This is a genomic window from Umezawaea sp. Da 62-37 (assembly GCF_032460545.1).
GTDB lineage: Bacteria > Actinomycetota > Actinomycetes > Mycobacteriales > Pseudonocardiaceae > Umezawaea.
Window position 1 is genome coordinate 10,172,304 of record NZ_CP135965.1, and the last position, 26,583, is coordinate 10,198,886.

Here is a 26,583-nt window from a genome sequence, read left to right on the forward strand (position 1 = left end):
ACCCCGACTTCCCTACGGGGCGCCGCCCTTCCGGCTCGCGCGTCGGGTGCGGGAGGCGGCGAGGAGCCCCGCGATGCCGTCCAGGACCAGGTCCAGGCCGAAGTCCACCGAACTGGCCGGGGGGTAGTCGCCCTGGGCGGCGAGGGTGGCCAACCGGGTGTAGTCGCTCTCGGCCAGACGCGGTCGGAGGAACGAGCGGACATCGGTGGCCCGCGAGGGGAAGTCGGCCGAGTCCGGGTCGGAGGCCGCCCGGAGGCGTTCGGCCGTGGCGCGGGTGAAGTCCTCCACCAGCAGGACGCAGCCGATCGCGTCCACACCGGACAGTCCGGTCGTCGGCATGGCCGCCAGCAGCAGTTCGGTCCAGCGCAGGCGGTGCGGGGTGACCGCGCTGCCGCGGAACGGGAGGTCCAGCAGCCAGGGGCGGGCGCGGTAGCGCTCCAGCGCGGCGTGCGCCCAGGCCCGCGCGGTGGTCCGCCAGTCCGCGCCGCCCAGTGGTGGCGGTGGGCCGAAACCCGTGTCCGCCAACAGGACCAGCAGTTCGTCCTTCGAGCCGACGTAGCGGTACAACGCGTTGGTGGTCAGGCCGAGCGAAGCGGCGATGTTGGGCAGCGACGCCGCGGCCAGGCCGTCGGCGTCGGCGAGTTCGACGGCGGCGGCCACGATCTGGGGCACGCTGTGGGAGGGCTTGGGACCGCGGCGGGGCCTCGGCGCGGCAACCCACGCCGGGGCCAGCCCTGGCGGCAGGTCCGGACGTCCGTCCGGCTCGGGTTCGGTCGGCATCTATCGCTCCGCGGTCTGATTCGGTAAACTGTGCAAGTCTTGCACTGATCAGAGCTGGGGGCGAGTCGATGTGAGCGAGAACAATCGGTTCGGGTTGGGCCCTGTCACCGAACTGGACCGGAAGTTGGCGGCCACCGAGGTCGAGCACGCCCGAGCGACCGGCGAGTACGACAGCGAGGAGGCCGCCCGGCGGCTCGCCCGCGTCCGGCTCGCCACCACGCACACCGCGCTGCGCGTCGCGGTCAGGGGTCGGGGTGAGGGGATGGTCCCGCCGGTGCTCCACGTGGCGCCGCAGGTCGCGGGTGCGCTGTGGGTGTTCCTCAGCGTCGCCAACTTCGTCGTCTGGCTGCTCATCGGGTTGATCGACGGGCAGTGGAACCCGCTCTGGCTGATCTGCGTGGTGCTCGGCAGCGGGGTGCTGGTGGCGGGCGTGTGGGCTGCCCGCGACCGGGTCCGCAGGCTGCGGATCGCCGCCGACGGCGCCGCCTGAGTAGGGGTGGCTTCCCCGTCCGTCGGCATTGCGATAAACTGTGTCGGCCATGCACTATTAATCTCGTCGACTCCGCCGAAGTCGAAAAGGGGGGCGTCATGTCGGAGAACGCAGAAGAGACCCGGTTATCGGGTAGTCCAGCCCGACGGGTCGTGACGATCATCTGGATGGTCGTCAGCGGCGTCCAGTTCGTGATCTGGCTGCTCATGAGCCTGATCAGCTCGTCCTTCAAGGCGCCGTTCTGGCTGTGGACGATCGTCATCGGCGGGGTCGCCCTGCTGGTGTGGTCGTACCTCGACCCGGCGCGGCGTGCCGGCAAGGGATCGGAGTGAACGACGTGCCCACGATGACTTCCGTCGAGTCGCCGGTCCGGTTGGACTCGGTGCACAAGACCTATGGTTCCGGCGAGAACGCCGTGGAGGCGCTCGCGGGGGTCACCGTCGACTTCCCGGCGGGCACCTTCACCGCGGTGATGGGTCCGTCGGGCTCCGGCAAGAGCACGCTGCTGCACTGCGCGGCGGGCCTGGACGAGCCGACCTCCGGTCGCGTCACCCTGGTGGGGACCGACCTGAAGGGCAAGAGCGAGACCAAGCTGACCGAGCTGCGCCGCGAGCACGTCGCGTTCGTCTTCCAGTCCTTCAACCTGATGCCCGCGCTGAACGTCGAGCAGAACGTCGTCCTGCCGACGCTGCTGGCGGGCCGCGAGCCGGATCAGGCCTGGGTGAACCAGGTGATCGCGCGCGTCGGGCTGTCCGAGCGGGTGAACCACCGCCCCGGTGAGCTGTCCGGCGGCCAGCAGCAGCGCGTCGCCATCGCCCGCGCGATCGCCTGCCGACCCTCGGTGATCTTCGCCGACGAACCGACCGGCGCGCTCGACACGACCACCGCGCTCGAGGTGCTGACCATGATGCGCGAGCTGGTGAGCGCGGGCCAGACCATCGTGATGGTCACCCACGACCCGGTGGCGGCGTCCTTCTCCGACAACGTGCTCTTCCTGGTGGACGGCCGGATCGTGACGCAGACGGCGACGCCGAGCGTCGAGGCCATCGCGTCGACCCTGGCCCAGTTGGGCGCCAGGGCCAAGCAGGCGCGGGGGCAGCGGTGAGTTCGCGGCGGGTGGTCACGGAGCTGGCGCTGGCCAGCCTGCGGTACCGGGCGGCCGCGTCGCTCGCGTCGTTCGTCGCGATCCTGATCGGCTGCGGCCTGCTCATCGCCTGCGCCGGTCTGTTCGAGACGGCGATCGTCCTGCAGGCGCAGCCGCAACGGCTCGCCGCGGCGCCGATCGTGGTCGGCGGCTCGTCGGCGTTCAAGCTGCCGGACGAGGAGTCGGAGGTGGTCCCGTACGCCGAGCGCGCCGGGCTGCCCGCCGACCAGATCACGAAGATCGGTGCGGTGCAAGGCGTCCAGCGCGCCGTCCCGGACGTGTCGTTCCCCGCGGTGCTGCTGCGCGACGGCGCACCGCAGGCGGTCGACTCGTCCGTCCTTTCCGGACACGGCTGGGACTCCGCCGCCCTCGGCGGCTACGCCCTGCGCGAGGGCGACCAGCCGAACTCGGGCCAGGTCGTCGTGGACTCGGCCACCGCGGCCACGGCCGGGATCAAGGCCGGTGGGAAGGTCGACCTCGCGGTGGACGGGCGGAAGGAGTCCTTCACCGTCAGCGGGATCGCGGAGCCGGGTCAGACCGTGCGGGCGCCCGCGTTCTTCTTCTCGACCTCCGAGGCGCGGGAGTTCTCCCCGCGCCAGGGCCGTTCCGACCTCGTCGGGGTGTTCCCGGCCGAAGGCGTGGACGCGGGTGAGCTGGCCGCGCGCATCGCGGAGCAGGTTCCCGGCGTCAGCGTGCTGACCGGCGACGACCGCGGCGCGGCCGAGTTCCTCGGCGTCGACAACAGCAGGCTCCCGCTGATCCTGCTGGCCGCGGTGTTCGGCGGCATGGTGCTGGTGGTCATGGCACTGGTCGTTTCCGCGACCATCAGCCTCGGGGTCCAGCAGCGCAAGCAGGAGCTCGCGCTGCTGCGGGCCACCGGCGCGACGCCGAGGCAGGTGCACCGGATGGTGCTCGCCGAGACCATGGCCGTCGGAGCGGTCGCCGCGCTGTGCGGCGTGGTCCTCGGCAGCCTGCTCGGCCACCAGATCTTCGACACCAGCGTGTCGCTCGGCATCGCGCCGGACGAGCTGGTGTTCCAGCAGAGCGTCATCGCCTTCGGCGCGGGCGTCATCGCGACGCTCCTGATCGTCTTCGCCGCCGCGTGGATCGCCGCGCTGGCCGCGTCGCGGGCCCGGCCGATCCAGGCGCTGGCCGAGGCCGCGATCCCGAGTGCGCGGGTGCACCCCTTGCGCCGCACGGCCGCGGGGGTGTGCGCCGTCGCGACGGTGCTGCTCGCCGCCACCACGATGTTCATGCCCGCGGACATCGCGTCCGCGATCGGCGGCCCGGCGGTGCTCACCGGAGCCATCGCGGTGGCGCTGATCGGCCCGGAGATCCTGGCCTTCGTCGCGGACCGCTTCGGTCCGCACATCCGGCGGGTCGGCGGCCGGGACGCCGCCCTCGCGGTGATCAACTCACGGGTGCGCGCGGTGGCGTTCGCCGCGGCGCTCACGCCGATCACGCTCGCCACGGCGGTCGCGCTCGGTAACGTGTACTCGGAGACCACCGCGCAGAAGGCCCAGGTCGCGGCCTACGTCGACCAGCTGACGGCCGACGTGGTGGTCAGCGCGGGCAGCGGCGCGATCCCGCGGGACGAGTTCGAGCGGATCCGGAGCACTCCGGGTGTCGGCACCGCGTCGCCGCTGATCACCAGCTCCGGCTGGATCGAGCAGCCCTACGACGGCAACGGCAGCGACCCGCTGCGCCTGATGGGCGTGGCCGCCGAGGACCAGGGCGGCACCGTGCTCGGCACCGAGGTCACCGAGGGTTCGCTGAAGGACCTCAAGGGCGACTCGGTCGCGCTGCCGCAGGACGTCGCGGACGACCTCGAGATCAAGCTCAAGGACAAGATCACCATGCGGCTCGGTGACGGGGCGCAGGCTCAGGTCACCGTGGTCGCGCTGCTCGACAGCCCGTCGAGCTACGCGAGCATGGTCCTGCCCGCCGAACTCCTGGCCGCGCACACCACCGCCGGCCTGCCCTCGCAGGTGCTGGTGAAGGCCGCCGAAGGGCAGGACGCGAGCGACCTCGTGTCCGCGCTCTCCGACCGGCTGGGGGACTGGCCGGGCGTCTCCGTCGGCGACAACGACGCGCTGCTGGCGAGTTTCCAGGCGGGCGCCGACGTCGAGGCGATGATCAACTACCTGCTGGCGGTGCTGGCGATCGCCTACGCGGCGATCGCGGCGGTGAACACCCTGGCCGTCGCCGTGCTGGCCCGTCGCCGGGAGTTCGGCGCCCAGCGGCTCGCGGGCGCGGACCGCGGGCAGGTCCGGCGGATGCTGTTCATCGAGGGCGGCATCGTGGCGGTGGTCGGGCTGGTGCTCGGCATCGGGATCTCGCTGTTCACCGTGTTGCCGATGGCGATCACGACCGGCGAGATCATCCCGTCCGGTCCGGTCTGGGTGTTCCTGGCCGTCGTGCTCGCGGTGTTCCTGATCGTCTGGCCGGTGACCGCGCTCGCCGCGCGCCTCGCCATGCGGCACAGCCCGATCGAAGCGATCACGTTGCCGGGGCAGTAGCGGGATTCGTGCGCGTTCCGGGGTGGAAGCCTCCCGGAACGTGCACAATTCTTTTAGGGGTTCGCGGGCCTGCCCGGCGTGGATAGTCTCGAATTCGACTATCCGCACCGGGCAGGCCCGGTTCCTTTTCTGGAGTGGGTTCCAATGCGCGTACTACTGGCTGTTCCGTCGTCGCCCGCGCGATTGCACAACCTGGTGCCCCTGGCGTGGGCGCTGCGGACCGCGGGCCATGACGTGAAGATCGCCGGACGGTCGTCGTTCGTCGACGAGGTGCTCCGCACCGGCTGTGTCGCCGTCGACCTCGAAGATGGCGACGCAGCCGGCCTCGCCGAGTCCGCGGCGCTGGTCGAGTTCGCCGAGTTGTGGCGGCCGGAAGTGGTCGTCTCCGACGCGCGGGCGCAGGCGGGGACGCTGGCCGCCCGTGCCGTCGACGCCGTCGCGGTCCGGTTGCTGGGAGCGCTGGACGAGCCGGACGCCGGAGCCGCCGACACGACGTTCGACACCGTGCCGCCGTCCCTGCGGGACACGGGCACGGGAGCCCGCGCCGTCCGGCACGTGCCCTACTTCGGCCCCGTCGTGGTGCCGAACTGGTTGCGCCGCAGGACGAGGCGCAGCCGGGTCCTGCTCTCGATCGCCGACGCGACGCTGTTCGAGCCGGTGTTCGCCGCCGTCGCCGGGCTGGACGTCGAGTTCGTGTGCGCGACCGATCCCGACCGGGTGCCCGCCGGGATCGCCGTACCGGCAGGCGTGCGGTTCGTCGATTCCGCGCCGCCCGCCGCGCTGCTGCCGACGTGCGCCGCGGTCGTCCACGACGGCGACGCCGCCCTCGCGCTCGCGGCGGCGGCGCACGGCCTGCCGCAGCTCTCCCTGACCGGATCGGCGCTCGCCGCGCGCATCGCCGCCGCCGGTGCCGGCCACGTGGGATCCGCCGAGCGGATCCCGGAGCTGACCGCGGACGACGCGCTCCGCGGTGCCGCGCACGCGCTGCGGGACGAGATCGCCGCCCTGCCCGCGCCGCGCGCGATGGCGGCCGAACTGACCCGCTGAATTGAGGGGCCACCCCGGACCCATTAGGGGTGGGGTGGTGGACAAGACCTCGGTAGCGTTTTCGACGAGGCACCTTCCACCCCTTTTCGCGGTTAGGTGGTCGATTACGTGAGTACCGTTTCTTCTGTTATTTCCCGGCCGAACGCCGGAATGGGGGCAGTGGCGTGAGCGCCGAGAACGAGCGGAAACTGCTCGACTACCTGAAACGCGCGACCACCGATCTGCGCGAGGCCAAGCGGGCCCTGCACGAGGTCCGGCAGCGCGACGCCGAGCCGATCGCGATCGTCGGCATGGACTGCCGCTACCCCGGAGGGGTCTCCTCCCCGGAGGACCTCTGGGACCTGGTCGACGACGGCACCGACGCGATCAGCGCGTTCCCGACCGACCGCGGCTGGCCACTGGACCGGCTGTACGACCCGGCGGGGGAGCGCCCCGGCACCACGAACACGCGCGAAGCCGGTTTCCTCCACGACGCCGCGGAGTTCGACCCGGAGTTCTTCGGGATCTCGCCGAGGGAGGCGCTCACGATGGACGCCCAGCAGCGGCTGCTGCTCGAGACGTCCTGGACCGCGCTGGAACGCGCGGGCATCGTGCCGGAGTCCCTGCGCGGCAGCGGCACCGGTGTGTTCGCCGGGGTGATGTACCACGACTACCCCGGCCACGCCGCCGCGGGCAGCGTCGTCTCCGGTCGGGTCGCCTACGCGCTCGGGCTGGAAGGACCGGCGGTCTCGGTGGACACCGCGTGCTCGTCCTCGCTGGTCGCCCTGCACTGGGCCGCGCAGGCGCTGCGCCGCGGCGACTGCTCGTTGGCCCTCGTCGGCGGCGTCACGGTGATGGCGACGCCCGAGACGTTCGTCTACTTCAGCGAGCAGCGCGGCCTCTCGGACGACGGCCGTTGCAAGGCCTTCGCCGCCGGCGCCGACGGCACCGGCTGGGGCGAGGGCGTCGGCGTGCTCGTCGTCGAGCGCCTGTCCGACGCTCGGCGCCTCGGCCACGACGTCCTCGCGGTCGTGCGCGGCAGCGCGGTGAACTCCGACGGCGCCTCCAGCGGCCTGACCGTCCCCAACGGCCCGGCGCAGCAGCGGGTGATCCGGCGGGCGCTCGCCGACGCCGGACTGTCCGAGAAGGACGTCGACATGGTCGAGGGCCACGGCACCGGCACGAAGCTGGGTGACCCGATCGAGGCGCAGGCGCTGCTGGCGACCTACGGTCAGCACCGCGGGACGCCGCTGTGGCTCGGCTCGCTCAAGTCCAACATCGGGCACACGCAGGCGGCCGCCGGTGTCGGCGGTGTGATCAAGGTCGTGCAGGCCATCAGGCACGGCGTGCTGCCGAAGACCCTGCACGTGGACGCCCCGTCGCCGCACGTCGACTGGTCGGCGGGGGCGGTCGAACTGCTCACCGAGGCCCGCGAGTGGCCCGCGGTGGCGCGGCCCCGCCGGGGCGCGGTGTCGTCGTTCGGCATCAGCGGCACCAACGCCCACGTGATCATCGAACAGGCGGACCCCGCTCCCGAGGAGCCGGAGCGCCAGGTCGAGCTCCCCGTGGTCGCGTGGCCGGTTTCGGCGGACTCCGCGGCCGCCGTCGCGGCACAGGCCCAGCGGCTCGTCGACCGCTTCGAGGCGGGGAACTCCCTGGAGGACATCGGTTTCTCCCTGGCCACCACCCGCTCGGCGCTGGACCACCGCGCCGTCGTCGTCGGCTCCGGGAACGCCGAGGTGCTCACCGGGCTGCTCGCGCTCGCCGAGGGCGGGGACGCGCCGAACGTGGTCCGCGACCGCCGGGGCACCGGCCGAACGGCCTTCCTGTTCACCGGCCAGGGCGCCCAGCGCGCCGGGATGGGCGCGGTCCTCGCCGCGAAGTACCCGGTGTTCGCCGAGGCCCTCCAGGTCGTGTGCGACGGGCTCGACCTCGACCGGGCGGTGCTGGCCGACGCCGAAGCGCTGGCGCGGACCGGTGTCACGCAGCCCGCGCTGTTCGCGTTCGAGGTCGCGCTGTACCGGCTGCTCGAATCGTGGGGCGTCCGGCCCGACCACCTCCTCGGCCACTCGATCGGCGAACTGGCCGCGGCCCACGTCGCGGGCGTCCTCTCGCTCGACGACGCCTGCACGCTCGTCACCGCCCGCGCCCGGCTCATGCAAGCGCTGCCGGAGGGCGGCGCGATGGTCGCGATCCAGGCCACCGAGACCGAACTCATCCCGTTGCTGACGGCCGGGGTGAGCATCGCGGCGATCAACGGCCCCGACTCGGTGGTGGTCTCGGGCACCGAGGACGCCGTCGCCGCCGTCGTCGCGCGCTTCGAAGGGCGCAGGACGTCGAAGCTGCGCGTCTCGCACGCCTTCCACTCGCCGCTGGTGGAGCCGATGCTGGCCGAGTTCGCCGCCGTGGCCGGGAAGCTCACCTACGCCAAGCCCGAGATCCCGATCACCTCCACCGCGTCCCCCGACGCCGACCTCGCCACGCCGGAGTACTGGGTGGACCAGGTCCGCGCCACCGTCCGGTTCGACGACGGCGTGCGCTCCCTCGTCGGCGAAGGCGTCCGGACGTTCGTCGAGATCGGCCCGGCGGCGGTGCTCACGACGGCCGCGAGCACCGCCCTCGACGACGAGTCGCTCCTCTTCGTCCCGGCCGTGCGCCAGGACCACGACGAGGCCCACTCCGTCGTCACCGCGGTCGCGAGCCTGCACGCCAGGGGGGTTCCCGTCGACTGGCGGGCGTTCTACCCCGGCGCCCGCCGCGTCGGGCTGCCCACCTACGCCTTCCGCCGTACCCGCTACTGGCAGGCCGCCACCACCGCGACCGGGGACGCCGGGGACCACGGCCAGCAGGCCGCCGCGCACCCGATGCTCAGCGCCGTCGTCCGGGTGCCGGGGGTGGACGCGGTGGTGCTCACCGGACGGCTGTCCGCGGCCGCGGTGCCGTGGGTCGCCGACCACGTGGTGCTCGGCGCGGTCCTGCTGCCGGGGACGGCGTTCGTCGAGCTGGCGCGCCGCGCCGCCGACGAGGTCGGCTGCGCCGGGATCGAGGAGCTGACGCTTCAGGCCCCGCTCACCCTCGCCGAGGGCGCGGGCGCGGCGATCCAGGTTTCCGTCGAAGCCGAGGACGACGGCCGCAGGCGGGTGACCATCCACTCGCGCCCCGACGGTGAGGACGACTGGATCCGCCACGCCGACGGGTTCGTGACGGCCGAGGCGGACGGGCCCTCGTTCGACCTCGTCGAGTGGCCGCCCGCGGGTGCTGTCGAGGTCGCGCTCGCCGACCCCTACGCCGAACTCGCCGACGCGGGCTACCACTACGGCCCGGCGTTCCAGGGCCTGCGCGCGATGTGGCGGCGCGGTGACGAGGTGTACGCCGAGATCACCCTCCCCGACGGTGTCGACGCTCGCGACTACGGCCTGCACCCGGCACTGCTCGACGCCGCGATGCACGCCCAGCTGCTCGGTCCGGCCCCGCGGGACGGCGAGGCCGGGCCGATGCTCCCCTTCTCCTTCAGCGGCACGACCCTGCACGCCGCCGGGGCGGGCGCGCTGCGCGTCCACGTGTCGCCGACCGGCCGGGACACCATCGCGCTGCGGATCGCCGACGCCACCGGAGCACCGGTGCTGTCCGTGGCAGCACTGGCAGCGCGCCCGATCTCGCTCGACCGCCTGGCGCCGAACTCGCTGTTCCGCGTCGCCTGGGAGCCCGCGTCCGGTGCCGGGCACACCGGTGCCACGAAGGTCCTGGACGTGGGGAAGCCGGACGGCCGGGTTCCGGAGCAGGCCCGCGCGGTCACCTTGCAGGTGCTCGCCGCGATCCGGGAATCGGATCCCGGAACCCGCCTGGCCGTGGTCACGCGTGGCGCGGTGTCGGTGCACGGCGAGGACGTCGACCCGGCCATGGCCCCGGTGTGGGGCCTGGTGCGAGCGGCCGAGGCCGAGAACCCCGGCCGGTTCGTGCTCGTCGACGGTGACGACGTCGACGCCGCGCTGGCCTGCGGCGAACCCGAGGTGGCCGTCCGCGACGGCGAGGTCGTGGTGCCGCGCCTGGTCGCGGCGCCGCCGCGGTCCGGTGAGCTGGGCTGGAACCCCGAGGGCACGGTCCTCATCACCGGCGGCACGGGCGGGCTCGGCGCCGTCGTCGCGAAGCACCTGGTGGCCAACCACGGTGTCCGACGCCTGCTGCTCACCAGCCGCAGGGGCGCCGACGCCCCCGGCGCGGCCGATCTGCGGGACGAACTCGCGGAGCTGGGCGCCGAGGTCACCATCACCGCCTGCGACGTCACCGACCGCGAGGCGGTGCGGGCACTGGTGGACGGGGTCGAGCTGACCGCGGTCCTGCACGCCGCGGGCGTCCCGTCCGCCGGTCGCGTCGAGAACCTCACCGCCGACGAGCTGGACCGCGTCTTCGCCCCGAAGGTCGACGGCGCCTGGAACCTCCACGAGCTCACCAAGGACCTCGACGCGTTCATCCTGTTCTCCTCCGCCGCGAGCACCGTCCTCGCGGCCGGACAGGCGGGGTACGCCGCCGCCAACGCCTTCCTCGACGAGCTGGCCCACCACCGCCACGCCCAGGGACTCCCGGCGACGGCGCTGGACTGGGGCGCCTGGGCCGAGGACGGCGGCATGGCCGGAGAACTGGAGGAGGCCGACCTCCGTCGCCTGCGCAGGCTCGGCACCCCGCCGATGGCGACCGTCGACGCCCTCGCCCTGCTCGACAGCTGCCTCGTCGCCGACGACGCCGTGCTCGCCCCGGTGAAGCTCGACTTCCCGGCCCTGCGCGCCCGCGGCGACACCCTCCCGCCGATCCTGCGCGGGCTGGTCAAGCCCGCGACCCCGCGCCGAACGGCCTCGAAGGGCGACGGCGCCGTGGCGGCCCGACTGGCCGCGCTACCGGAATCCGAACGCGAGGCGCACCTCCTGGAGGTCGTGTCCGGCCAGGTGGCGGTGGTGCTGGGGCTCGCTTCGGCAACGTCCGTCGACTCCGGGCGGGCCTTCCAGGAGATGGGTTTCGACTCCCTGACCTCGGTGGAGCTGCGCAACCAGCTCGGCGCGCTGACCGGCCTGAAGCTGACCGCGACCATCGTGTTCGACCACCCGACGCCCGCCGCGCTCGCCAGGCGGCTGCACGCGCTGCTCGGCCAGGGACGCGGTCCCGCCGAGCCGCTGCTCACCGAGATCGACCGCCTGGAGGCGCTGCTCGCGGGCGCCGGGTCGCTCAACGGCTCGACCGTGAAGGTGACCGCCCGGCTCGACGCGCTGGTCCGCAAGTGGGCCGACGCCAACACCGGCGGCGCCGAGGCCGCGCATCTGGACGAAGCCACCGACGACGAGCTCTTTGCCGTGCTGGACGACGAATTGGGCATGAGATGAACGCGAAAGCCATGGGGAACGAGGACAAGCTCCGCGACTACCTGAAGCGCGCGACGGCCGACCTGCAGGCGGCACGGCGTCGAGTGCAGGAGTTGGAGGCCAGGAACGCCGAACCCATCGCGATCATCGGGATGAGCTGCCGCTACCCCGGCGGCGTCCGCACGCCGGACGACCTGTGGACGGTGGTCGACGAGGGTCGCGACGTGATCGGGGAATTCCCCGCCGACCGCGGCTGGGACCTCGAGGGCATCTACGACCCGACGCCCGAACGGCCCGGCAAGACCTACACGCGCCACGGCGGATTCCTCTACGGGGCACCGGACTTCGACGCCGAGTTCTTCGGCATCAGCCCTCGCGACGCCCGCCGCGCCGACCCGCAGCAGCGCATCCTGCTCGAGGCCGCGTGGGAGGCGTTCGAGAGCGCCGGGCTCGACCCGCAGTCGCTCAAGGGCAGCCCGACCGGCGTCTACGCCGGGGTGATGTACCACGACTACAGCGGGGGCAGCCCCGACGGCAGCCTGGTCTCCGGGCAGGTCTCCTACACCCTCGGGCTCGAAGGCCCGTCGGTGTCGGTGGACACCGCCTGCTCGTCGTCGCTGGTCGCGCTGCACATGGCCGCGCAAGGCCTGCGCGACGGCGACTGCACGCTCGCGCTGGCGGGCGGCGTCGCGGTGATGGGCACCCCGGAGATGTTCATCGACTTCAGCGGACGCCGCGGGCTCGCCGCCGACGGCCGCAGCAAGTCCTTCTCGGACGACGCCGACGGCACGTCGTGGGCCGAGGGCGTCGGCGTCCTGGCGCTGGAGCGGCTTTCCGACGCGCGCCGCAACGGACACCGCGTCCTCGCCCTGCTCCGCGGCACCGCGGTCAACCAGGACGGCGCCAGCAACGGCTTCTCCGCGCCCAACGGCCCGTCGCAGGTCCGGGTGATCGAGGCCGCGCTGGTCGACGCCGGGCTGTCGCGGTCCGATGTGGACGTCGTGGAGGCCCACGGCACCGGCACCGCGCTCGGCGACCCGATCGAGGCGCAGTCGCTGCTGGAGACCTACGGGCAGCGCACCACGGGCGAGCCGCTGCTGCTCGGCTCGATCAAGTCCAACATGGGGCACCCGCAGGCCGCGGCCGGGGTCGCGGGCGTGATCAAGATGGTGCAGGCGCTGCGACACGGCCGGGTGCCGCGCACGCTGCACGTCGGCACGCCGTCGACGCACGTCGACTGGACGGCGGGTGCGGTCGAACTGGTCACCGAGCCGCGCGACTGGCCGGAGGTGGCCCGTCCGCGCCGCGCCGCGGTGTCGTCGTTCGGGGTCAGCGGCACCAACGCGCACGTCATCCTGGAACAGGCGCCGGAGGCCGATGTCACGGCGAGCCCCCCGACCTCGGCCGGCACGACCGCGGTCAGCCCGCTGGTGCTGTCGGCGAAGACCCCGGCCGCGCTGGCCGAGGCCGCCGCCCGGTTGGCGTCCCACGTGCGGACCTCCGGCGACGCGCTCGCCGACGTCGCGCACACCCTCGTCACCGGGCGCGCGAAGCTCGACCACCGGGCCGTCGTGCTCGCGGCGGACCGCGCGCAGGCCGTCGAGGCGCTGGGCGCGCTGGCGGTGGGCGGCTCGCGGACCGACGTCGTCACCGGCACCGCCGACGTCCGCGGCAAGACCGTGTTCGTCTTCCCCGGTCAGGGTTCCCAGTGGACGGGCATGGCCACCGAGCTGCTGGACCAGTCGCGGGCGTTCGCCGAGCGGATGGCCGAGTGCGACGCCGCGCTGCGGGAGTTCACCGACTGGTCGGTGCTCGCCGTGCTGCGCGGTGAGCCCGGCACCCCGCCCGCCGACCGGGTGGACGTCGTCCAGCCGGTGCTGTGGGCGGTGATGGTCTCGCTGGCCGCGCAGTGGCGGGCGCTCGGTGTCGAGCCGGACATGGTGATCGGCCACTCGCAGGGCGAGATCGCCGCCGCGACCGTGTCGGGCGCGCTGTCCATCCAGGACGGCGCACGGGTCGTCGCGTTGCGCAGCAAGGCGATCGGGGACGTGCTCGGCGGTCGCGGCGGCGGGATGCTCGCCGCGGGGGTCTCCGCAGCCGACCTGCGGTCCCGGCTCGACGCCTGGGGCGGCCGGATCTCGCTGGCCGCCGACAACGGCGCCACCTCGGCCGTGCTGTCGGGTGACGGCGACGCGCTCGACCAGTTGCGCGACCAGCTCGTCGCCGAGGGCTTCCGCGCCAAGCGCGTGCCGGTGGACTACGCGTCGCACTCCGCGCACGTAGAGCACCTCTCCGACCGCCTGCTGGTCGACCTCGGCCCGATCGCGCCCCGTCGGGGTGACGTCGCCATGACGTCCACGGTGACCGAGGAGCCGGTCGGCGAGGACACGGTCGGCGCGGGCTACTGGTTCGCCAACCTGCGCACCACGGTCCGGTTCGCGCCGGTCGTGGCGACGCTCGCCGCGGCGGGCTACACCCGGTTCGTCGAGGTGAGCCCGCACCCGGTGCTGGCCATGAGCATCCAGGAGACCCTGGACGACGGGGGGCGCGCCGGCACCGTCGTGGGCACCCTGCGCCGCGACGAGGGCGGGCTGACCCGGTTCACCACCTCGCTCGCCGAGCTGCACGTCCGCGGCGGCGCGGCGGACTGGCTTCCGCTGGTCCCCGGCGCGCGGACGGTCGACCTGCCGACGTACCCGTTCCAGCACCAGCGCTTCTGGCTCGACGAGGAAGCCGCGGCGCCGCCCGCGCCCGCGTCGGTGGCCGACGAGGAGTTCTGGCAGGACGTCACGACCGGTGACGTCGACGCGCTCGCCGCCCGGCTCGGCGTCGAGCCCGCCCCGCTCGCGGAACTCGTCCCGGCGCTCGCCTCGTGGCACGCGGGCCGCACCGCCAAGTCCACTGTGGACTCATGGCGCTACCGCGTCTCGTGGGCGCCGCTGGGCGGCGTCACCGGCGGGCTGACCGGCACCTGGCTGGTCGTCGTCCCGGCGGGCGTCCCCGAAGCGGCCGAGGTGGCCGACGCGCTCGCCGAGCAGGGCGACGTCGTGCGGGTCTCCTCGGACGCGGACCGCGCGACGCTGACCGAGGCGCTCACCGGGGCGATGGCGCTCCGCCAGTTCGACGGCGTGCTGTCGCTGCTCGCCCTCGACCCCCGCGAGCACCCGGAGCACCCGGCGCTGAGCAGCGCTGTCGCCGGGACCATCGCGGTGTTGCAGGCGTTGCGGGACGTCGACGCCGACGCGCCCGTCTGGGTGGTCACCCGCGGCGCGGTCGCGGTGGACGCGTTCTCCGACGCCGACCCGGCCGTCGCGGCGGTCTGGGGCCTCGGCACGGTCGTCGGTCTCGACCAGCCCGCGACCTGGGGCGGCCTGGTCGATCTCGACGGCACCGCGGACGTCACGCGCCTGTGCGCCGTGGTGTCCGGGGTGAACGGTGAGGACCAGGTCGCGATCCGGCCGTCCGGGGTGTTCGCCCGGCGCATGGTGCGCGCCCCGCTGAGCGGGACCGCGGCCGAGTGGAAGCCTCGCGGGACCGTGCTGGTCACCGGCGGCACAGGTGCCGTCGGAGCGCACGTCGCCCGGTGGCTGGCGGGCCGGGGCGCCGAGCACCTCGTGCTCACCAGTCGCCGCGGGCTCGACGCCGAGGGCGCACGGGAACTGGTCGACGAGCTGGCCTGCACCCGCGTCACGGTCGTGGCCTGCGACGTCTCCGACGAGAGCGCGCTGGCGGCTCTGCTCGCCGAGCACCCGCCGACCGCCGTCGTGCACGCCGCGGGCGTGCTGACCGACGAGCCGGCACTGGGCGACGTGACGCCGGAGCAGTTCGCCGCCGCCACCCGCGCCAAGGTCGTCGGCGCCGCACTGCTCGACCGGCTCCTCGGCGACACCGAACTGGACGCGTTCGTGCTGATGTCGTCCGGTGCCGCGGTGTGGGGCACCTCCGGCAGACCCGCCTACGCCGCGGGCAACGCCTACCTCGACGCGCTCGCCCGCCGTCGTCGCGCCGCGGGGCGCACCGCGACCGCGATCGCCTGGGGTTCCTGGGGCGGCGGGGGCATGGTCGACGCCGAGGCGGGCGATCTCCTGCGCCGCACGGGTCTGGCCGAGATGGCGCCGGGGCTCGCGGTCGAAGCCCTCGGCCAAGCGCTCGACCACGACGAGAGCCAGTTGGTCGTCGCCGACATCGACTGGAGCGTGTTCGCCCCGGTGTACCAGCTCGCGCGCCCGAGGCCGTTGCTGCGCGCGCTGCCCGAGGCCGCCGACGACACCGCCGAAGCGGTGGAGGACACCGGTGACCTGAAGGGGCGGCTGGCCCCGGTGCCTCCCGCCGAGCAGCGGCGGACGCTGCTGGAGCTGGTGCGCGGCCAGGTCGCCGTGGTCGCCGGGTACGACGGGGGAGCGGCGGTCGATCCCGGCCGCGCCTTCAAGGAACTGGGCTTCGACTCCGTCACCGCCGTCGACCTGCGCAACCGGCTCGGCGCGGCCACCGGGCTGAAGCTCCCGGCGACCATCGCGTTCGACCACGTCAGCCCGCAGGCACTGGCCGAGCACCTGTGGACCCGGCTGTGCGAGGGGGAGACCGCCGTCCCGCTCGAGGTCGGGCTGGACCGCTTGGAGGCCGCCGCCGCCGCACTGGACGCGGCGGAGATCGACCGGTCCCGGATCGTCGCCCGGCTCCAGGCGGTGGTGTCCACCCTGCACAAGACCTTGGGGGGCACCAAGAGCACCGACCTGCTGCAGACCGCGACCACGGACGAGCTGTTCGCCCTCATCGACAACGAACTCGGCGCCTGAGCGCCCCTCCACCCAGCGACAAGAGGTTGCCACGATGACTGACGAGAGCAAGCTGGTCGACTACCTGAAGCGGGTGACCGCCAACCTGCAGGAGACGCGGGAGCGGCTGCGCGAGGTGGAGGCCGCGGAGACCGAGCCGATCGCGATCGTCGCGATGGGCTGCCGGTACCCCGGCGACGTCCGCTCACCGGAGGACCTCTGGGAGCTGGTGGCCCACGGCCGCGACGCCATCGGCGCGTTCCCGGCCGACCGCGGCTGGGGCCTGGACACGATGTTCGACGCCGATCCCGACAGCCCCGGCACGAGCTACGTGAGCGAGGGCGGCTTCATCCACGACGTCGCCCAGTTCGACGCGGCCTTCTTCGGCATCTCGCCGCGCGAGGCGCTCGCCATGGACCCGCAGCAGCGGCTCGTGCTGGAGTTGGCGTGGGAGACCTTCGAACGCGGTGGCATCGCACCGCACTCCCTGGCCAAGCAGCAGGTCGGCGTGTTCCTCGGCAGCGGTGACCAGGACTACTACGACGAGCTGCCGCAGTCGGTGCTCGCCGGTGAGGTCCAGGACTACCTGAGCACCGGCAACGCCGGTTCGGTCATCTCCGGCCGGATCGCCTACGCGCTGGGGCTCGAGGGACCCGCCATCACGATCGACACGGCCTGCTCGTCGTCGCTGGTCGCCCTGCACCTGGCCGTGCAGGCGCTGCGCCAGCGCGACTGCGCGCTGGCGCTGGCCGGTGGCGTGATGGTGATGTCGCGGCCGGGGCCCTTCGTGGCGTTCAGCCGCCAGCGCGGGCTCGCCGCCGACGGCCGCTGCAAGCCGTTCTCCGACAGCGCGGACGGCACCGGCTGGGCCGAGGGGGCGGGCACGCTCCTGCTGGAGCGGCTGTCCGACGCCCGCCGCAACGGCCACCCCGTCCTCGCCGTCGTGCGCGGCTCCGCGGTCAACCAGGACGGCGCGTCCAACGGCCTCACCGCGCCGAACGGGCCGTCGCAGCAGCGGGTCATCCGCCAGGCGCTCGCGAACGCGCAGCTCTCGGCGTCGGACGTGGACGCCGTGGAAGGCCACGGCACTGGCACCACGCTGGGCGACCCGATCGAGGCCCAGGCCCTGCTCGCCACCTACGGCCAGGACCGGGACCGCCCGCTGCGGCTCGGCTCGATCAAGTCGAACATCGGCCACGCCCAGGGCGCGGCGGGTGTCGGCGGCGTGATCAAGATGGTGATGGCCCTGCGCAACGGCCTGCTGCCGAAGACCCTGCACGTCACCGAGCCGTCCACCGAGGTCGACTGGTCGGCCGGGAAGGTCGAGCTGCTGCGCGAGGAGCACCCGTGGCCCGCGGGGGAGAAGCCGCGCCGCGCCGGTGTTTCCTCGTTCGGCGTGAGCGGCACCAACGCGCACGTGATCGTCGAGGAGGCGCCCTCCGCCGAGTCCGACGAGGTCGCGCCCAGCTGGCCGGAAGGGGTCCCGGTCCCGTGGCCGGTCGCCGGGCACGGCACCGCCGCGCTGAAGGCGCAGGCGGGGCGGCTGGGGTCCCTTGTGGACGGTCTGTCACCGCTCGACCTCGGGTTCTCGCTGGCGACCTCGCGGTCGCCGCTGAGCCACCGCGCCGTGGTGCTCGCCGAAGCCGACGCGAAGTCCGCGCTCGCCGCCCTCGCCGACGGCGAACCGTCGCCCACCCTGGTCACCGGTGCGCCGGTCGAGGGGCTCACCGCGTTCATGTTCTCCGGCCAGGGCTCGCAGCGCGCGGGCATGGGAGCCGAGCTGGCCGCCGCGTTCCCGGTGTTCGCCGTCGCGCTGGACGAGGTCTGCGCGGAGCTGGACCGGCACCTCGACCGTCCGCTCAAGACGGTCGTCTTCGACAACCCGCGCCTGGTCAACCAGACCGGCTACACCCAGCCCGCGCTGTTCGCGATCGAGGTCGCGCTGTTCCGGCTGCTGTCCTCGTGGGGGTTCAAGCCCGACTTCCTGCTCGGCCACTCGGTCGGCGAACTCGCCGCCGCGCACGTCGCCGGTGTGCTGTCGCTGGCCGACGCCGCGACACTCGTCGCGGCGCGGGCGAAGCTCATGCAGGCGCTCCCCGGCGGCGGCGCGATGGTCGCGCTGCAGGCGGCCGAGGCTGAGGTCGCGCCGGTGCTCACCGCCGACGTGAGCATCGCCGCGATCAACGGCCCGGACTCCGTGGTGCTGTCGGGCACCGAGGACGCGGTCGCCGCCGCGGTCGCGCGGTTCAAGGGCCGCAAGTCGTCGAAGCTGAAGGTGTCGCACGCCTTCCACTCGCCGCTGATGGAACCGATGCTCGCCGAGTTCGCCGCGGTGGCCCGCGCGCTCACCTACTCCCAGCCCACGATCCCGTTGGTGTCCAACGTCTCCGGCGCGGTGGCGGGCACCGAGATCGCCACGCCGGAGTACTGGGTCTCGCACGTCCGCGCGACCGTCCGGTTCCACGACGGGATCACCGCGCTGAGCGCGCAGGGCGTCTCGCGGTTCGTCGAGGTCGGACCCGACGGCGTGCTGTCCGCGCTCGTCCGGCAGTCCTCGGACGCCGTGGTCGTGCCGGTCCTGCGCAAGGACCGCTCCGAACCCCGTTCCGCGCTCACCGCGCTCGCCGAGCTGTTCGTCAGCGGCGTGGTCCCGGACTGGGCCGCGGTGTTCGGTGGCAGGGGCGCCCGGCGCGTCGACCTGCCGCCGTACGCCTTCCAGCGCAAGCGCTACTGGCTCGACGCCCGCGCCAACCGCGACGAGATGACCGCGGCGGGCCTCACCTCCGCCGGGCACCCGCTGCTCGGCGCGGCCGTCGCGCTCGCCGACACCGATGGCGCCGTGCTCACCGGCAGGCTGTCCGTCGAGACCCACGCGTGGCTGGCCGAACACCGGCTCGGCGACGTCGTCACCGTTCCCGGCACCGCCTTCCTGGAGTTGGCGGTCCGCGCGGGCGACCAGGTCGGCTGCGGCCGGATCGAGGAGCTCACGCTCGGCAGCCCGCTGGTCGTCCCGGACCGCGGCGGTGTCCAGGTGCAGGTGGTGGTCGGGGCCGCGGGCGGGAACGGCGTCCGCGCCGTGGGCGTCTACTCGCGGTCGGAGGGCACCGACGACCCGTGGACGTCGCACGCCGAGGGCACCGTCGCCCCGCAGTCGCACCGCGGTGTCGAGCTGACCGAGTGGCCGCCGCCCGGCGCCGAGCCGGTCGTGATCGACGGCCTGTACGACGACTTCGCCGACACCGGCCTCACCTACGGCCCGCTGTTCCGGTCGCTGCGCGCGGTCTGGCGCCGAGGCCGCGAGGTGTTCGCCGAGGTCGTGCTGCCCGAGGACAGCGACGCCGACCGCTTCGGCCTGCACCCGGCCGCGCTCGACGCCTGCACGCACGCGCTCCGCGTCGCGGGCGGCGGTGACGGCGGGGTCGGCCGGGTCCCCTTCTGCTGGACCGGTGTCGAGCTGCACGCCACCGGGGCCTCGGCCCTGCGCGTGAGGTTCACGCCGACCACCGAGGACGGCTTCGAAGTCGCGCTCGCCGACGCCGCGGGTCAGCCCGTCGCCACCGTCGCCGAGATCGTGTTCCGCGCGTTCACCGCACCGGTCGCCCCGGAAGCGCCGCTCTACCGGATCGAGTGGCGCCGTGCCGAATCCGAGTCCATTGTGGACACCTCCGCGGTCGAGGTCTTCCACTGCGCGGGCAAAGCGGGCACCGCGGCGGAGACCCACTCGTTGATCCACCGCGTGCTCGCCGCCCTGCAGACCTGGCTCGCCGAGGAACACCCCCGGGACGCGCGCCTGGTCGTGGTCACCCGCGGCGCCGTCGCGGTCGGCGGCGACGTCACCGACCTCGCCGCCTCCGCGGCCTGGGGCCTCGTGCGCTCGGCGCAGGAGGAGAACCCGGACACGTTCGTGCTGTTGGACCTCGACGCCGACGCCGAGGTCGACGCCGTCCTGCCGCGGGTCCTCGCCTCCGGGGAATCGCAGGCCGCCGTCCGCTTCGGCGCGGTCCTCGTCCCGAGGCTCGTGCGCACCGTGGCAAAGTCCGAGCCCGCGTACTTCCACCCGAGCGGCACCGTGCTGGTCACCGGCGCGTCCGGCGCGCTCGGCGGCAAGCTCGCCCGGCACCTCGTCGGCGAGCACGGCGTCCGCCGTCTGCTGCTGGTCAGCCGCCGCGCCACGCCCGAGTTGGAGGCGCTGGCCGCCGAGTTGGGCGTGCACGTCGACATCGCGCTCTGCGACGTCGCCGACCGCGGCGCGCTCGCGGAGGTGCTGGCCGCGATCCCCGCGGAGCACCCGCTCACCTCCGTGGTGCACGCCGCCGGTGTCATCGACGACGGTGTGGTCACCGCGCTCACCCCCGACCGCGTCGACGCCGTGCTGCGGCCGAAGGTCGACGGCGCGCTGAACCTGCACGAGCTCACCCGCACCACCGCGCTCGGGGCGTTCGTGCTGTTCTCGTCGGTCTCCGGCGTGCTCGGCGCGCCGGGCCAAGGCGGTTACGCCGCGGCCAACGCGTTCCTCGACGCGCTCGCCGCGCACCGCGTCGCGCACGGGCTGCCCGCGCTGTCGCTGGGCTGGGGCCTGTGGGGCGAGGTCGGCGGCATGGGGGGCACCCTGTCCGAGACCGAGGTCGCCCGCCTGGCCGCGGGCGGCGTCGTGCCGCTGTCCACTTCGGACGCGCTGGACCTGTTCGACCAGGCGCTGTCCGTCCGGCACCCCGCCGTCGTGCCGGTGAAGCTGGACCTGGCCGCCCTGCGCGGGCTGGACCGGATCCCGAAGACCCTGGAGGAGCTCACCGGACGGTCGACCCGGCGCGTCGCGGCCGGTGCGGCCTCGGCCGCCGTGGACTCCTTCGCCGCCCGCCTGCTTGCCCTGCCGGAGGCGGACCGGATCGACGCCGTGCTCGACCTGGTCCGCGGGCACGCCGCCACCGTGCTGGGCTACAGCGGTGCGCACGAGATCGACCCGTCCGCGCAGTTCCAGTCGCTCGGGTTCGACTCGCTCACCGCGATCGAGCTGCGCAACGGCCTCGGCGCGGCGACCGGGCAGCGGCTGCCCGCGACCCTGATCTTCGACCACCCGACGCCGCTGGTGCTGGCCCGGCACCTGCTGGCCGAACTGGTGGGCACCGCGGGCGAGGTCGTCGCGGTGACCTCGGCTGCTTCCGACGAGCCCATCGCGATCATCGGCATGGCCTGCCGCCTGCCCGGCGGGGTCGCCTCGCCCGAGCAGCTCTGGGAACTGGTCGCCAACGGCCGCGACGCCATCGGCGACTTCCCCGCCGACCGCGGCTGGGACGTCGACGGCCTGCTCGACCCGACCGGCCGCCGCCCCGGCACCACCTACGTCGCCCGCGGCGGGTTCGTCTACGACGCCGGCGACTTCGACCCGGCGTTCTTCGGCGTCTCGCCCAAGGAGGCGCCGATGATCGACCCGCAGCAGCGGCTGCTGCTGGAGGCGTGCTGGGAGGCGCTCGAACGCGCGGGCATCGACCCGTCCTCGCTCAAGGGCAGCCCGACCGGCGTCTACGCGGGTGTCCAGTACCACGACTACGTCGGCGCGAACAGCGCGGGCTCCATCGTCACCGGACGGGTGTCCTACACCCTCGGGCTGGAGGGCCCGGCGGTCAGCGTCGACACCGCGTGCTCGTCCTCGCTGGTCGCGATGCACATGGCGGCCCAGGCGCTGCGCGGCGGCGACTGCACGCTCGCGCTGGCGGGCGGTGTGACCGTGATGGCGACACCGGAGACGTTCGTCGAGTTCAGCCGCCAGGGAGGACTGGCGGCGGACGGCCGCTGCAAGGTGTTCTCCGACGACGCCGACGGCACCACCTGGTCCGAGGGCGTCGGCGTGCTGGTGCTGGAACGGCTGTCCGAGGCCCGCCGCCTCGGCCACCCGGTGCTCGCGGTGCTCGCGGGCAGCGCGGTCAACCAGGACGGCACGTCCAACGGGCTCACCGCCCCCAACGGCCCCGCGCAGCAGCGCGTCATCCGCGCGGCGCTGGCCGACGCCGGGGTCACCGCGTCGGACGTGGACGCCGTCGAGGCGCACGGCACCGGCACGAAGCTGGGCGACCCGATCGAGGTCCAAGCGCTGCTGGCCACCTACGGCAAGGAGATGTCGGCCGAGCGTCCACTGTGGATCGGCTCGGTCAAGTCGAACATCGGCCACACCCAGGCCGCGGCGGGCGTGGCCGGGGTGATCAAGATGGTGATGGCCATGCGCCGGGGCGAATTGCCCGCGACGCTGCACGTCGGCCGCCCGTCCACCGAGATCGACTGGTCGTCCGGCGCGGTCCGGGCGCTGGTCGAGCCGGTGAAGTGGCTGCCGAACGGGCACACCCGCCGGGCCGGTGTCTCGTCGTTCGGTGTCAGCGGCACCAACGCCCACGTGATCCTGGAGGAGGGCGACCGCCGCGAGGTGGGCGTCGTGCCGGACGTCGACGGTCCGGTCGCCTGGCCGGTCTCGGGCCGCGGCGCGGCGGCCCTGCGGGCACAGGCCGAGCAGCTCATGTCCTATGTGGACGAGGACCCCGAAGGCAGCCTCGCCGACATCGGCTTCTCGCTGGCCACCACGCGCAGCGCGTTCGACCGCCGCGCGGTGCTGATCGGCAGCCGGTCGCCGCAGTTCGTCCGCGGTCTTGCGGCACTGGTCGACGAGGAGGAGGCGCGCGGGGTCGTCAGCGGTGTCGCCACCGCGGGCGGGCGCACGGCGTTCCTGTTCGCGGGCCAGGGTTCCCAGCGAACGGGGATGGGGGCTCGGCTGGCGGAGCGGTTCCCGGCGTTCGCCGCGGCCTACGCCGAGGTCTGCGCCGAACTGGACCGGCATCTCGACCGCCCGATCCGCGAAGTGGTCGACAGCGGCGAAGGCCTCGACGAGACCCGCTACACCCAGCCCGCGCTGTTCGCGCTGGAGGTCGCGCTGTTCCGGTTGGTGCGCTCGTGGGGCGTCAAGCCGGACGTGCTGATCGGCCACTCGATCGGCGAGATCGGCGCGGCCCACTGCGCCGGGGTCCTGTCACTGGAGGACGCGGCCGAACTGGTGGTCGCGCGGGGCGCGCTGATGCAGGCGCTGCCCGGAGGAGGGGCCATGGCGGCGATCGAGGCGACACCCGACGCGGTGCTCGAAGCCGCCGGAGGCATCGTGGACATCGCCGCGGTCAACGGCCCGAGCGCCGTCGTGATCTCGGGTGCCGCCGACGCGGTGGCCGAGGTGGCGGCGAAGTTCGAGCGCGCCAAGCGGTTGCGCGTCTCGCACGCGTTCCACTCGCGGCTGATGGACCCGATGCTCGACGAGTTCCGCGCGGTGGCGTCGGGATTGACCTACGCCGAGCCGCGGATCCCGGTGATCTCCACGGTCACCGGCGGACCCGCCGACCTGACTTCGCCGGAGTACTGGGTGGGCCAGGTCCGCGCGGGCGTGCGCTTCCTCGACGCGGTCGCGCGCGGCGCGGCGGACGGCGTGAACCGGTTCCTGGAGCTGGGCCCGGACACCACGCTCACCGCGATGACCGCGGCCTGCCTCGACGAGCGGCCCGAAGTGCTGGCCTCGTTGCTGCACAAGGAGGACGACGAGGCCGTCGCCGCCCTGACCGGCGTGGCGCGGCTGCACGTCAGCGGCGTCGCCGTCGACTGGGCCGCGGTGTACGAGCCCACGGGCGCCCGACCGGTCGAGCTGCCGACGTACCCGTTCCAGCGGCAGCGCTTCTGGCTGGAGAGCACGGCTTCGGCACCCGGCCAGGAGGACCACCCGCTGCTCGGGACGGCACTCGAACTGGCGGGCGTCGACGGGCTGCTGTTCACCGGACGGCTGTCCGTCGGCACGCACCCGTGGCTGGCCGACCACGTCGTCGGCGGTTCGATCCTGTTCCCCGGCACCGGGTTCGTCGAGATGGCGATCCGCGCCGGCGACGAGGCGGGCTGCCCGCGGCTCGACGAGCTGACCCTGGAGTACCCGCTGGTCGTGCCGGAGCGGACCGGTGTTCGGGTGCAGTTCGCCCTCGACGCGCCAGGCGGCGACGGCACCCGCTCGTTCAGCGTGCACTCGCGGATCGAGGGCGTGACCGGCGCGTGGACGCGGCACGCCACCGGCAGGCTCGCCAAGGCGAACAGGGGCCGGGAGTTCGACCTCAAGGCCTGGCCTCCGGCTGGTGCCGAACAGGTGCGGCTGGAGGGGACCTACGAGGAGCTGGCCGCCGACGGGCTGGTCTACGGCCCCGCGTTCCGCGGGCTCGTCGCGGCCTGGAAGCGCGACGGCGAGGCGTTCGCCGAGATCCAGCTCCCGGCCTGGGTGTCCGATGTGGACCGGTACGGCATCCACCCGGCCGTGCTCGACGCCGCACTGCACACCATCGGCGTCTCCGGCGCCGCCGGACGTGAACCGGTGCTGCCGTTCGCGTGGGAAGGCGTGCGGCTGCACGCCGTCGGCGCGACGACGCTGCGGGTCCACGTCCGCCCGGTCGGCACCGGCGCGGTCGCGCTGGACGTCGCCGACGGCGCCGGGGCTCCGGTCGCGTCGGTCGAGTCGCTGCTGCTGCGCCCGATGTCCGCGGTTCCGCAGCCCGCCGTCTCGGGCGGAGGGGACTCGCTGTTCCGCCTCGCCTGGGAACACGCCGACCTCGACGCGGTGGCCGAGGTCACCGACTGGACGGTGGTGGGGCCGGACTCCTTCGGTCTCACCGACGCGCTGGGCGCCAAGGCCGTCAGTTCGATCGAGGACGCCACCGGTCTGCTGGTGCTGCCCGCGGGCGGCGACGACGTGCACGCGGAACTGCACCGCGTGCTCGGAGTCCTGCAGGCCTGGCTCACCGCGGACCGGTTCGCCGACGGCTCGATGATCGTCGTGACCCGTGGCGCCGTGGCGGCCGGGGAAGGGGAAAGCCCCGACCCGGTCGGTGCCGCGGTGGCGGGCCTGGTCCGCTCGGCGCAGGCCGAACACCCCGGCCGGATCGCGCTGGTCGACCTCGGCGCGGGCACCCCGACCGGCCGGACGCTGGCCGCGGTGTCGGCCTCCGACGAGCCGCAGGTGGCGCTGAGGGCGGGTGCGGTGCTGGTGCCGCGACTGGCCAGGGCGGCCGACGCGGTGGCGGCCCCGGTGTGGGACGCCGAGGGCACGGTGCTCGTCACCGGCGCCACCGGCGCGCTCGGCACGGCCGTGGCGCGGCACCTGGTCGCCGAGCACGGCGTGCGGCACCTGCTGCTCGCCAGCCGCCGAGGGCTCGACGCCCCCGGCGCGGTCGAACTGCGCGACGAATTGGTCGCGCTCGGCGCCGAGGTCACCCTGGCCGCCTGCGACGTGGCCGACCGCGACGCCACGGCCGCGTTGTTGGCCGGTGTTCCGGCGAACGCGCCGCTGCGGGCGGTGGTGCACGCGGCAGGCGTCCTCGACGACGGCGTGCTGACGTCGCTGACGCCGGAACGGCTCGACACCGTGCTGCGACCGAAGGCCGACGCGGCGCGGACGTTGCACGAGCTGACCCGCGAACTGGACCTCACCGCGTTCGTGCTGTTCTCGTCGGCCGCCGGGGTGCTCGGCGCGCCGGGGCAGGCGAGCTACGCCGCGGCCAACGCGTTCCTGGACGCGCTGGCCTCCCGGCGACGTGCCGAGGGCCTCGTGGGCACCTCCCTGGCGTGGGGCCTGTGGGGCGGCGGCATGGGCGCGGCGCTGGAGGACGCGGACGCGCACCGGATCGGCGAGACCGGGATCACCGCACTGTCCACAGAGGACGGACTGCGGCTGCTCGACTTGACCGCGGGCTCGGCGGAGGCACTGCTGGTGCCGATCGCGCTGGACACGCGCGTGCTGGCGTCGTCCGGCGACGACGAACTCCCGGCCGTGCTGCGCGGTCTGGCAGGCGCTCCTGGCCGTCGTGCCGCGCAGGACGCGGCCGAGGACACCGAGTCGCTCGCGAAGAAGCTGGCCGGGCTACCGGTGAACAAGCGCGTCCCGGCCGTGCTGACCCTGGTGCGCACGCACGCCGCGGCGCTGCTGGGCCACACCGGACCGGAGGTGGTGGAGCCGGACCGCTCGTTCAACGAGGTCGGCTTCGACTCGTTGTCCGCCACCGGGTTCCGCAACAAGCTCTGCCTCGTCACCGGACTGAGGCTGCCGGTGAGCCTGATCTTCGACTACCCGACGCCGCGCATCCTCGCCGAGCACCTTGTCGGCGAACTGGCGCCCGCCGAGGTCGCGGTCGCGTTCACGGAGGAAACCGTGACGGAGCAGGGGATTCGCCAAGCGCTGGCGGCCATACCGCTGGAGGAGCTGCGTTCCGCGGGCCTGCTCGACGGATTGCTGGAGCTGGCGGGCGTCCGCCTGCCGGAGGAGGCGGAGCCGGAGGTGCCGGTCGTCGAGGCGGCCACGATCGACGAACTCGACACCGACGCCCTGATCAGCATGGCGATCGGAGGCGGTGACGACGACTAGTCGCCGTGCCGTTGGCCCCTCGCGGCCACCGGCAGGGCGTGTGTCTACCCCTAATCCGGCTCCACCCGGCCACTATTG

8 protein-coding genes and 1 pseudogene are annotated in these 26,583 nt (G+C 73.9%); 8 read left to right on the plus strand and 1 reads right to left on the minus strand.

All coding sequences use genetic code 11. The annotated features are described in order from the left end of the window. Positions 1 to 12: 12 nt before the first annotated feature. Positions 13 to 780 carry a TetR/AcrR family transcriptional regulator gene (locus RM788_RS45840; protein ID WP_315927084.1) on the minus strand — a complete coding sequence of 256 codons (768 nt, stop codon included), beginning with the start codon at positions 778 to 780 and terminating at the stop codon, positions 13 to 15. Positions 781 to 850: 70 nt separating this feature from the next. Here RM788_RS45840 and RM788_RS45845 point away from each other — a divergent pair, with 70 nt between their 5' ends. From RM788_RS45845 to RM788_RS45880, 8 genes and pseudogenes are all read left to right on the plus strand, one after another. Then, positions 851 to 1,270, plus strand: coding sequence for a hypothetical protein (locus RM788_RS45845; protein ID WP_315927086.1), 420 nt, complete (start codon positions 851 to 853; stop codon positions 1,268 to 1,270). Between the two features lie 152 nt (positions 1,271 to 1,422). Beyond that, positions 1,423 to 1,602 (plus strand): hypothetical protein, encoded by a 180-nt coding sequence (locus RM788_RS45850; protein WP_315927089.1) that lies wholly within the window; start codon positions 1,423 to 1,425, stop codon positions 1,600 to 1,602. Positions 1,603 to 1,616: 14 nt separating this feature from the next. Beyond that, positions 1,617 to 2,375 carry an ABC transporter ATP-binding protein gene (locus tag RM788_RS45855; protein ID WP_315927091.1) on the plus strand — a complete coding sequence of 253 codons (759 nt, stop codon included), beginning with the start codon at positions 1,617 to 1,619 and terminating at the stop codon, positions 2,373 to 2,375. Further along, positions 2,372 to 4,933 carry an FtsX-like permease family protein gene (locus tag RM788_RS45860; protein WP_315927093.1) on the plus strand — a complete coding sequence of 854 codons (2,562 nt, stop codon included), beginning with the start codon at positions 2,372 to 2,374 and terminating at the stop codon, positions 4,931 to 4,933. The genes RM788_RS45855 and RM788_RS45860 overlap by 4 nt, the downstream gene beginning before the upstream one ends. 144 nt (positions 4,934 to 5,077) lie before the next feature. Then, the gene (locus RM788_RS45865) at positions 5,078 to 5,980 is read left to right on the plus strand and encodes a nucleotide disphospho-sugar-binding domain-containing protein (protein ID WP_315927094.1); all 903 of its coding nucleotides are present in this window, start codon (positions 5,078 to 5,080) and stop codon (positions 5,978 to 5,980) included. A gap of 164 nt (positions 5,981 to 6,144) precedes the next feature. Next, positions 6,145 to 11,331 (plus strand): type I polyketide synthase, encoded by a 5,187-nt coding sequence (locus tag RM788_RS45870; protein ID WP_315927096.1) that lies wholly within the window; start codon positions 6,145 to 6,147, stop codon positions 11,329 to 11,331. A 41-nt stretch (positions 11,332 to 11,372) separates the two neighbouring features. After that, the gene (locus tag RM788_RS45875; RefSeq protein WP_399345287.1) at positions 11,373 to 16,106 is read left to right on the plus strand and encodes a type I polyketide synthase; all 4,734 of its coding nucleotides are present in this window, start codon (positions 11,373 to 11,375) and stop codon (positions 16,104 to 16,106) included. Between the two features lie 55 nt (positions 16,107 to 16,161). Beyond that, positions 16,162 to 26,505, plus strand: a pseudogene (locus tag RM788_RS45880) (SDR family NAD(P)-dependent oxidoreductase); the annotation flags it as partial. Positions 26,506 to 26,583: the final 78 nt, after the last annotated feature.